Genomic DNA, 11,875 nt, shown 5'->3' on the forward strand with positions numbered 1-11,875 from the left:
CAACACTTCAATCAAGTATTTACATAACTTCCGGTTGTTGTTCTCTATCTCTGTCTTGATCGAACAGACCATATTTATCCATTTGCAGATAATATCTTTCTAATACAGCAATACTGAAAGGTATCGTAATTATCAATCCAACACCCAGAGCAGCTAAACCGATTGCATTTATCATGAACAGATAAACATAAGTGAAAAACTGCTGCCAACGTGTTTCTTTACCTGCTCTATAAACAATCATTACAGCTTTAAAAGGATTTACTTTTTTTCTCAGTAATAAATGAGGTAAGGGGACAATAATTGCCAACCAGTACAAAACCATGATCAATCTTACTAAATTGAGTATCGGATCAACACTATCAGTTATCATCTTTAATAAAAAGAAATAGATGATATTAATGAGGATAAAGATCAATAATCTTGGATAGTACTTTAAGCTTTGCAAATAGTTCAATACTGAGAGTTTTGCTTTGTCAGCAACAATAGGTACGGCAAAAGGGATGAAAAGCAGAGGCAAAGTAAACAGATATATAAGGTTACTTACCAAAGACAATCCTGCTTTGTCTATTGTGATAAAATATCTAGGGAAAAAGTGAAAAAAAACAAGAGGTATAAAGATTGCGAAGATAAAAAAGATAGCAAAAGGATAGTTATCACTCTTTCTATTCTTATATTCAGCCCATGCTTCCCGTAAATTATTTTGCGCTGATAACTCTGCTTTTAATAATTTAGTTGGCTCTCCGCAACCATAGCAATAAAGTTGATCAGGTACTATATCTTTTAAGCACTTTGAACAAACTAATTCCTTTCTGAACTTCTTCTTACTTTTCTTCATTGTTTCATCAAACTCCTTCTGTTTTCTTCGTTAGGTTAATATTTTTTTCAGTTAGAGGTATAAATCTTGTAGGAAATTAATTTGTCAATACAAACTATTATTCTCAAATCCCCCCTTTTTTTACAGCAACTAAGTATTGTCATCTCGACTGAAGCGAAGCGGAACCGAGGAAAACACTTCCTTGTGGCTGCTTCCGATCCTTCGTCAAGCTCAGGACAGGGTTGACGAAGTCAACAAAGGATGGCTAAAACAGACTAGTTTTTGTATCTTCACACCCTTCGATACAATTCATGGTAGGGAAAGCAGGATGCTACTCCAAGAATCACTCAGGGTGACACCAGTCAGTATTATACAATTGTCTGCTAGACTGATCACCTTTCCATTGTCATTTTAACCGAGCACCTTTCTTTGTCATCTCGACTGAACACCCTTCCTTTGTCATCTCGACTGAAGCGAAGCGAAATGGAGAGATCTCAACACCGACTCAAATTAATAAAGCAAAATTATGTATGCTTAGCTAAAATCAGTGATGAGATGACTCAACTTCGCTCGGCATGACAAAGAGAGGAGGAAGTTTCTCTGGGTGAGAATGTACTATTGCTACTCAAAAAAGGAAACTAGTTTTCTGCATGGGTTGTCTTCTTAAGAATTTCACATCTATAAATCGTAATAAACAGTACAGGTAAAGCCATTCCTACATCTTGAATATGAATTTTGGGGGGGGATGTGTGAAACTATTATTCTTTAGATGAACTTTTGATCGAGAAGTTTAGATCATGAAAAGATGTTTGATGCAGTTAGTAAAATAATTCTTTGCTTTAGTTAAGCATATCTATTGTAACTTCTCCTGATTGAAGATTGAATGTGGTTTTATAACAGACTAAACCCTTACTGCCCCGTCTACCACTACCATCAGGGAATAAAAATGTACTGTTACCCCAACTGTGAACGTTTAGATAGCTCTTATCCTTACCACTTACTTGACCGGCAGCATAGATGACTATAAAAGAAGTAGGTTGGTACTCTTCCGAAGATTTTCTATATTCTGTCGTCACCGTAAATACACCATTTTTGGAGCTAAAAAAACTACCAGGATGAGCTGCATAAGTAAAATCATCATACCCCAACCAATCCCCCCAAGAAACATTTTGTGAATCATCATTAGTATCGTCGCATAACTGATTCCAGTAGTTAGAAGCATTATGTTCCATGGCAGTAGTTCGGATCCAATGGACATAAGTTCTTAAATGGATATAGTTCAATTCAGATATAAGAGCATCTCTTTGAGCCGCTTCATAGTGCATTCTAAACATAGAAACACCGTATAAAATGGCTATCAAAACCATTATTATGCTCAAAATTATCAATAATATCTGCTTATATCCCATTAATTACCTCATAACTAATGCTTGCAATAGGCATGCCATTCAGTAGTGAATTGCTCTGAAGCATATTAATTACAGTAAATTATCTTAATTATTATGATATTTATTTTGTCAAGAAATATGACACCATAATATGTCATCCTTAGTAATTGTCACTATTTTATGTCTTATCACTTCGCATGATGATTAAGTGCCTTCACTAATATAAAATACTGCACATATCTTTTTCTTGACACATTTATAGTTTTCTACTCTTTAAAAAGCATTAACGAATGGAGGAGATTTATGCAAGAAAATTACCAATCAGAGTCAAACTATCAACAAAGAGAGACCGGTTTTATTCATACTCCTGTGTCAGTAGGAGAATGGATGGTTACTTTACTTATAATGGCAATCCCCCTTATCAACATTATCATGTTATTTGTATGGGCTTTTTCCGGAAATATCAATATCAGTAAGGCAAATTGGGCAAAGGCATCGTTGATCTGGACTCTTATTATTATCATCTTCTATGCAATAATATTGATCATTTTTGGTAGTCTTATTGCTAGATGTATGAAGATAGGCTATTAGAGAAGCAGTAAAGAATAATATCATGATCAGAACTGAAATACAACAAGTCATAGAATACGTTAAGAATCCCGTAAAAATCGCCTTAGCTGTGGTTAGGGATCCTAATGGGAAAGATAATGCCATTACACTCGAATGGTATATGCGAACGTCTATCACTCCACCTATGTTTGCTATCTCTGTTGGGTTAACCCGTTTTTCTCATTACTGCTTACAGAATTTTCGTTATTTTAACCTCTGTTTTCCCTCACCGGAGCAGATTGAAGCAGTAAAAATCTGTGGTTCAAAATCAGGAAGCGATATAGATAAATTTGCTCTCTGTAATTTTGATATATTCCCCGGCAAATTGGCTAAATTGCCTGTTATTCGTAATGCTGCAGCTAATTTCGAATGTGAGATGATCTCTCAATTAAGGAGTGGAGACCATACAATTTTTACCGGTGAAATAAAATATGCTTGGTATGATAATACCAAAAGAGTCATTACTTATCAGGACTTCTAAACAAGCTGTTAGTTAACTAATCATATAAAAAGAACAGGCAGATAGATATATCTGCCTGTTCTTAATTTTATTACTTATGAAGATGATCGTTATTTCATAAAGATCATCTTTCTCGTTCGATTATAACTATCAGTCTGCATCCTATAGAAATAAACACCACTGGCGGCATAACCTCCAGTTTCATTTTTACCATCCCAAATAACACTGTGTATGCCAGCTTCTTTTTCTTGATTAACCAGAGTCTTTACCTTTTGACCAAGAATATTGTACACCTCTATACTGACATGGCTTCTCTCTTGTAATGAGAAGGATATATTGGTCGATGGATTAAACGGATTGGGATAGTTACTTCTTAATTCGGTAACATAAGGAACATATTCGATATCTTCATCTACCGAAGTAACATATACCTCTTCAATATTTGAGGGAGAAGACTCACCAAGATTATAAACCACCGTTACAAAGTAATGGTATGTTTCATATGTTTCGAAATCTGGATCATGATAAACTTCTTCAGTTACAAGCTCATCATTGATTTGAACATCATCTTTGTATATATTGTATCCCAATATTTCAACGTTTCTATGTCCTGTTGGAAATTCCTTGATATCCACTTTGCCATTATTCCTCTTACTCAGATCAAATTCCGGACTTTCCCAATACAAAATGATATATTCATTAGTCACTTCTCCAGTTAAATTAACAGGGGGAAGCAATATAAATCCATTTGCTACTACATTCATATAGTACTCTGAAATGTTTTCAGCGTCACTGGTTATGAGAATCTCTCCACTGTAATCAATCGCTTCTGTTGGCATGAAAAAGAGATTAAACTGGATATTGCTCAGCGGAGGTACTGCATAATTATACAAGGTTCTACCTGATTCAGAGGGTTCACTTCCTGTAATGATATCTGGCATAACGCTTTCTATTTCAAAACCCTCGTATGTCTCTATAGTTCCTGTCATTTCTTCATTACCGAAGTTTCTTATCCAGAATGGTTTAATAGCTATGTCGTCAACTACTACTACTTCAAAATCAATATGGGCTGGATTAGCTAAGAAAACAGGACCACCTTGAATCTGCCCTGCTGATGGAAATTCAATGAAATCAACCCAAGCACAATCTTGTCCGGCACTAACTATAAAGTCCTTAATATAAGTCCAAGTAAAGGTATTAGTACCTGCAGATACCGGATAAGAAACTTGTGACCAAGCAACTTCACCAGACCATTGTCCAACCATACTTCCATTAATGAAAAATCTGAGGAAGTCATAGTTATTTTCAGAAGAAACTCTGCGATAGAAGCTTATATTACCAGCAGCAGCAACATCTAATGTCAAACTCATAGTTGAAGATTGACTATGACCAATAGTCCCAGATTTAGCGGCATAAGTTCCTTCATAAACAGAATCTGTTACAATTTGCCAAGGCTGATTACCACTAAATTGCCAATTATGTGCTGTAAAATCTCCTGTCTCAAAATCTTCAAGTACTGGTCCAACATTTAAGGCATAAGAGTGTTGGAAGGAATATTCACCTCCGGTTATCAACAATCCCAATGTAAAGATCGAACCTAACTCAATATCTCCTGATGCTGTGACAGTAAATGTCGGATAGAGAGTATCGTCAGCATTGATAACACCAATATCTATTGTCGATTCTGTATCAATCGTGATATAAGGAGAACCGCTGACTAATGTTACTGTCGTTTGAGGACTAATAGCACTACCGATGTTCTGGACAGGAATAGTTAAGACTACTGTTTCCGATGGGTCTAAGTAACCATTATTATTCCCATAGGTAGAGTCATCTATGGTAAACGATCCGGCATCATATTCAGGTGCATTAATCAAAGTATTAAAACTACTATTCCAAGTATTGCCGTTATCATCTGTAATCTCTAAGTTAAAAAATGCTCTGTGTTGATCAGGTATTGCATCACTAATGAGCAAAGAGTAAGCATCTGTTCTCAAAACACTACCATCCGGTTGAATATGTCCAAATGTCTCATAATCATCAAGAATAGTTACATAAGGATCATCATTTGTAAGAGTTGCTGTAACCTCTTCTGCAATCTCAATACCGACATTTCTTAAAGTAACATTTATAGTAGCTTGATCACCGTAAAGCACGGCGTTATTTTCTCCACTTCCCATAATATTGACTTGTTGAATCACTACATAGGGTCCATCACTGGGAATAACGTTTATTGGAGCAATGTAAGTTACTTTGTTGTATCCAGTAACGGTGAGAGTTAACTCCATAGGTTCAACAGGTGGGTTCTCGAAATTCAGAATAACAGAACCGTCCGACTCTGTATAACCCGCAGCTAATATTTCACCTTCATATGTTATTGCTACAAGAAGATCAGGGCTATCTGTATCTACTTCAAAATAATCAAGCCCGATAAATGTTTCATTTAGATGGGTAATTTGCATCTCTTGTGGAGTGTCTGATCTCACTTGTAAGGAAGCATCTCCAAAAATATGCCAGTTTTTGAATTCATTGGGGCCTTGTGAAGGATAATCATCAATCATTTGAAACGAACCGTTAAAAAATAGTCCACCTATAGTATTCTTTTGATCATTTACCAGTAATTGAGCTATTTCTTGTTGTCCGGACATTGGCGGTGCCCAAGACTGGTTTACTGACGAAGCATACATGGCAATAGCACCGGTCGGATTATTTGTTGCATTGTTTGTTGCTCTTAACCAAGCTTCTGCAAAGCAGGTTGTACTGGTAAAATTACCATTAACACAAGCAACTGAAACAATAAAAGGCAACTTATAATCATTGGTTAGAGCATTGACATGAGTATTGGAAAAACCGGTCGTACTCCATGTAGTATTAGATCCATGGCCAGTATAATTAGCAAACCCTCGGCCAGCGTTTACTGCATTTGTAACCATAGCTGCGGTTGCTGTTGGAGCATAAATCTGATCTACGTGAGTATAGGTATATCCTAACAACCAACCTCTGATCAGGTTTAAATGTTGAATATCTGATAAACCGCCATGACCAATACCGGCACCTTCATTAGAAGCAACACCCATTGCTTGATTAAGCCAATTATCATCAGTAGTCATATCTCTTTCGTAGTGAATGGTTCTTTCAACCTGAGTTTGCACTTGAGCTATATTTTCTGCTGAAAATCTGCCGACAAAGATATCGCCGTAAGCATCATTCCCTTCTAACAGAGAATATGAAGGGTCAGAACCACCACCACCAACCATGAAGGTTGGAACTTGAGCAGCATCTCCAACAATCTGTAAAAAAGTGAGACCATCATCGAGATCATATTCTGCCTGAATAAAATTCTTGATGGCAGCAGCTGTCGTTCCAATTGTAGAAACTGGATAGATATCAGTTCTAATACCTTTCTGTATTTTCCAATCCACATACGGCTGCATTGCATCCATAAAAGCATCATAACAGATAACGATCATTCGTCCTTGTTCTTCTAATGGGGTATACCTATAGTGATGAAAATTGATAAATCTGTTTTGATATATTGAAGCATATTCTCTACTATATGTTGTTCTTGGATTCATTTTGACATTAACATGACTTGACCCAACAGTTCTTACCTCGACAATCAGTTTAGTATATACTCTTAAAGTATGGTTTACCGGATTGTATTGGAAGGGGAAAACTCTGACAGTTTGACCACGGAAATCCCTTAAAATATAGGGTTCTTCCAGCTCTGCTAAAGAACCTGGATAAAACTCGTTCTGTTCATATACAGCCGAAAAACTGTAGGGGATCGAATCCGGGTCCTGATTTCTAAAGAGTAATCCCTTAGAGGGTATAACCCTCATCTCTAAATCAACATATTCAGCATCTCTGATGAATACTTCCTTTTCTGCTTGATTTGGTATAACTATACTTCTAGCAAGCAAAGGCAATTCAGGTTCACCTTCTTGAAGTAAGATACCCTCTTTACCAAGATATGTTTTGTAATAATCTTCTCCGTTAATCTCAATAAGATCACGGTTAAAGCTTCCTATGCGATATTCAATTATCGTACTCATCTCATTACTGCTTAAAACATCAATACTGTAATCTCTTTCAGATGACACGAATATCGTTTCAGCTAACAAAAATGAAGCCACAAATAGAATCATCAGGGATAAGTATATTCTTTTCATAAATCCTCCATTGATTTTCCTTTTATCTATATTAACAATAAGTTATAAAATCATTTCAATAAAATCATCTTGCGAGTTTCTACATAATTATCAGTACTCATTCTGTAAAGATATATTCCGCTAGCAAGTGGCTTATTAGCATTACCCATTCCATTCCAAACTACTTGGTGTATGCCTGCATCTAATACTTCATCAACAACTACTCTGACCAGCTGTCCTGAGATGTTATAGATTGCTATCTTAACCGGTTGACGAACATTAAGTGTAAACTCAATTGTTGTATCTGGATTGAATGGATTGGGATAATTTTGATTCAGTTTAGTCACAAAGGGTAATATAGTATCCTCATCAGCAGATAATAGATCAACCTGAACGATATTTGAAGGTTCTGATTCACCTTCATCATAGACAGCTGTTACGTAATATAGATAACTACCCGGTGAAGACAGAGTATCTTCATAAGATGTATCTAAAATAAGTTCCTGATTGATGATCTGATCATCTCGATAGACATTAAACCCTAATAAATCAAGTCTTAGATCCTCTGCTCGCTCTCTACTGCCCGGTTGTATTAATGATTCCCAAGATAGCATTACCAAATTGCCTTGTATTGTTGCTTGTAAATTTATTGGTGAGAGCAAAGCTGAGGTTCCATAAGCCATAACGTCAATCAGCATCTCTTGATGAAGTGGATCATTACTGGTAATATTGATCTGACCACTATAATCAATTTCTTCTTCCGGGACGAAGAGCAGTTGTAGCGTCAGATAGCTCTCTGTTGGAACGCTATAATCGTATTCCATTCGTTGTTTTATAGCGCTTCTGTCATTATCTCTATTTAAATGGTTCTCTCTCTGATTATCAATTCTTAGATCGTTATCCTTCTCAAGTATCTTCCCGTCTATACTTCTCAGGGTATAGTCTTCAATAATAAAACCTTCATAGCTAATTATAGTGCCAGTCAATTGTTCATCACCAAAATTGCTGATTGTTATCTGTTTTGAATCAGATAGACCTACTGGAACTCCACCAAAATCTAATTCTAAGGGATAGGCAGCAAATATAGGACCAGAGGATGCTGTCCCTGCTGCAGGGAAAATAATATAATCAATCCAGGCACAATCAGAACCTGAAGAAACCGAATAGTCTTTTATGTAGGTCCAACGGAAAGTGTTATTCCCTGCTTGTACGGGGAACGAAACCTGTTGCCAAACTACATTTCCTGACCATTCGCCTTGTTGTTGATTATTTATAAAGAATCTCAGAAAATCGTAATTCGCTTCAGAAGACACTCTCAGATAGAAACTAATTTCTCCAGCTGCTGGACTGTTCATTGTTACACTTAAGGAAGTTGATTGATTATGAGTAATGGTACCTGACCTCGCTGAATAGCTTCCTGAATATGACTGTGAAGTATCAATAAACCAATTAGCATTACCTGAAAATTGCCATGGATAAGAAGAGAAATCACCAGTTTCGAAATCTTCTATCAATAAGCCAATCGGTAATACTATAGTTTCTTGTGCTGCATAAGCATCTGAGAATAGATTTACACCTGTTGTAATACTTGTGCCAATGGGTAAACTACTATCAACAGCGATATTGAATTCAGCTTGTAAGGTCATGCCAACACCAATAAAGCCAATATTAACAAATTCATCACTCAATAGTGTCAGATAGGGAGAGCCACTAGTAAATCTAATGATAGTATCCGGAGACATTGCATTTCCATTGTTAGAAATAGGAAATACTAAAGTGGCTGTTTCACCCGGGTCTAATAACCCGTTATTATTTCCACCCGGTGCCGGATCATTTATTGTAGGATACTCTATTACCAAGTCAGGAGCATTAACAACAATATTAAAGTTCGTGGTCCAAACCTCTTCGTTATCTGTAATACTAATAATGAAAAACACACGATGCTGATCAGGAATGTTATTCGCTATTTGTAGTTGGAATGCATCTTCAAAAACTAGTGCTGTTTCGGCATCTATGTCTCCAATAAGTTCGTAACCATCAACGATCGTTATATATGTATCTTCTGTTGACAACTGGGCTGCAACACCAGTAGCTGACTCAACTCCGACGTTTTCGAGAGTAATATGAAGATTGACTGTGTCTCCAAATTGAGGGGTATTGTTTGTACTCCCAACAACATCTATCTCAAAATCACTCATGATAACGTAAGGACCTTCATTGGGGATAACTTGTACTTCGGCAATAATTGGGGCATGGTTTTGCAGAGTGATTACTATATGAGCAATTCCCGGGGTAGTAAAGGGGGTAATCTCTAAAGTCATTTGACCTGATGCATTGATTAATCCTGCTCCATGTAACTCACTATCCATGGAAACACCTACATAAGAATAAGGTGTAGCAGATATCTGGATCTGACTCTGACCTAAAAAGATTTGCTGTGGGAAAATAGCAATATTCTCTAATGGCTCCCGCATATAAGGGGTTAAAGAGGGGTCTCCCATGAGAGAGTAAATTTCCCAGTAATAATTTTTCATTGTGCTGTTAGATTGCTCCACTGCCATGTTGCCGGCATAAATCATAGCTCCACCTGTAGTGTACCAGTTAACAAAATCTTCTCCGTGTGTATGAAACAGCCCGTCAAACATTCCGGGTCCGGTAGAAGCATATGGTAAAGCGTTCCCATGGTTAGGGATATTTGCTATATGTCCAACACCCCACCAGAAATCTTCATTCCAATAAGTGTTGTCCGTTCCACCTACATAACCAATAGCACCTTTATTTGGTGCTCTTAACCATGCTTCACCAAAACACTCATATACATCAAATTTATTGGTGATACAACAGTTACCAACAACAAAAGGATATTTGTTTTCATTCTGTAGACTGTATATATTATTAATCGTAAAGCTCGGATCTGACCAGGAAGTTGGTGAACCATGTGCTGTATAGTTAGCATATCCGACACCATTACTGACGTTGTTGATTATCGCTTGAGAACTGCTTCCTGAAGCAGGATAGAGATACGCATGAGCTAATATTCCGTTAGAAGCATTGAAGTAATGCTCTGTTCCATAATTGATATGCCCGTTACCGTGTGATGTTGCCCACCAAGAGTCAACTCCGGCAATAAGAACTGCTTCTCCTAAATAGGAGGGATCCGGTATGAGCAATTTTTCATAAACCAATGTTTTATCAATCTGTGGTTGTAGTTCATTTAGATTGTTAGCTGAAAACCTACCATAAAACATTTCAGGCAAGAAATCAGTACCCTCTAATCGAACATAATGCAAATCTGTTATGTGTGAACCGGTCTGTCCATTATACGCCGGGATTTGCGCTGTATCTCCTACAAAGAGCACAAAGGATGGTGCCGGATCTTCCGGGGTAGCAGCATCCCAGATACCCTGGATATAGTTTTTGATTGAAGTTGTTGTTGAACCTACTTCCGGACTACCTATAACTCCGACAATTGTTTCGAAACCCTTCATTAACTTCCATTCGATAAAAGGTTCTAAAGCATCTGTAAACATTGAATGAGTAATTATAATATACTTTACCGGATAGCGAGTCAGGTTTTGTCTCTCTGCTATCGGTTCAAAATTCATTATCTGTTCTTGGTATAAAAATTCAAAATACGGTGAATAAGTTCTCTGTCTCAGCTCCTCAGTAGCAGCAAAATCACTTCCGACATAATTTACTTTTACTTCAATATCATTATAAACCTTCAAAGTACCTGCTTGGGGAGCATAATCAACAGGATAGAGTTCAACAGCAAAGAGTCTAACCCCTCTCATTATACCGATCTCTTCTACTAATACTAAAGGATGATCAAAATAGGTTGCTCTGCTATAAGTTTCAGAATTGTATTCAAAAGGTATCGGTTCTGCATCCGGACACTTTGGTACAGGATGCTGGACAGGAATGATAGGGTATTCAATTCCATAATCGGATAACTGGTATTCAGACACCTGATAGTTAACAGTTCGCACTAATACTTCAGCTCCCAATGGAACTGCTATAAAACGACGACTCATAGGGAGTTTCGGTTCACCAATAACGTTGGTATGAGCAAGTTCATTGATAAAAATCTCCGTAAAATTCCCTTGGTCTGTTGCAACAGTAAAAAAATTTAAACGGTCAAATTGATAATACAAAGATACTCCACTTTGGTCACTGGAAAGTACCTCAGTAATTGATTCACGATTCTCAAACTCTATTGCCTGAAAGACTGCATAGTTACATGAAATAAAGACAAACAGCAATATCGTTAAGAATACTGGTTTACTCCTAATAAACATTAATTACCTCTCATTTATGTTTTTTAAATTACCTTCTATCTTTAATATACAATACTATACTTTAATATAGCAATTTGTATGCCATCCTTTTAATTAAATGAAAGCAATGACGTAATTTCCATAAAAATTGAGCGGAGAGTTAACTCACCGCTCAA

General features: G+C 36.8%; 6 protein-coding genes. 2 read left to right on the top strand and 4 right to left on the bottom strand.

What is annotated here, in order from left to right:
* Positions 1 to 19: 19 nt before the first annotated feature.
* Both K0B81_06175 and K0B81_06180 read right to left on the bottom strand, forming a co-directional pair.
* On the bottom strand, positions 20 to 835 hold the full coding sequence (locus K0B81_06175) for a hypothetical protein (GenBank protein ID MBW6516183.1): 816 nt from the start codon (positions 833 to 835) through the stop codon (positions 20 to 22).
* Positions 836 to 1,653: 818 nt separating this feature from the next.
* Positions 1,654 to 2,223 carry a hypothetical protein gene (locus K0B81_06180; protein ID MBW6516184.1) on the bottom strand — a complete coding sequence of 190 codons (570 nt, stop codon included), beginning with the start codon at positions 2,221 to 2,223 and terminating at the stop codon, positions 1,654 to 1,656.
* 366 nt (positions 2,224 to 2,589) lie between these two features.
* Here K0B81_06180 and K0B81_06185 point away from each other — a divergent pair, with 366 nt between their 5' ends.
* Together K0B81_06185 and K0B81_06190 are read left to right on the top strand one after the other, a co-directional pair.
* Entirely contained in the window at positions 2,590 to 2,793 is a 204-nt protein-coding gene (locus K0B81_06185; protein ID MBW6516185.1) for a hypothetical protein, read from the top strand.
* 22 nt (positions 2,794 to 2,815) lie between these two features.
* Positions 2,816 to 3,292, top strand: a complete 477-nt coding sequence (locus K0B81_06190; protein ID MBW6516186.1) for a flavin reductase family protein — start codon at positions 2,816 to 2,818, stop codon at positions 3,290 to 3,292.
* A gap of 89 nt (positions 3,293 to 3,381) precedes the next feature.
* On the opposite strand, the gene K0B81_06195 is transcribed toward K0B81_06190, so the two are convergent.
* Positions 3,382 to 7,443: a T9SS type A sorting domain-containing protein gene (locus tag K0B81_06195; GenBank protein ID MBW6516187.1), complete on the bottom strand. Its 4,062-nt coding sequence runs from the start codon at positions 7,441 to 7,443 to the stop codon at positions 3,382 to 3,384.
* Between the two features lie 50 nt (positions 7,444 to 7,493).
* A complete protein-coding gene (locus tag K0B81_06200; protein MBW6516188.1) occupies positions 7,494 to 11,720 on the bottom strand; it encodes a T9SS type A sorting domain-containing protein in 4,227 nt (1,408 codons plus the stop codon).
* Positions 11,721 to 11,875 lie beyond the last annotated feature (155 nt).

This window comes from Candidatus Cloacimonadota bacterium, from assembly GCA_019429305.1.
Classification (GTDB): Bacteria; Cloacimonadota; Cloacimonadia; order Cloacimonadales; family JAJBBL01; genus JAHYIR01.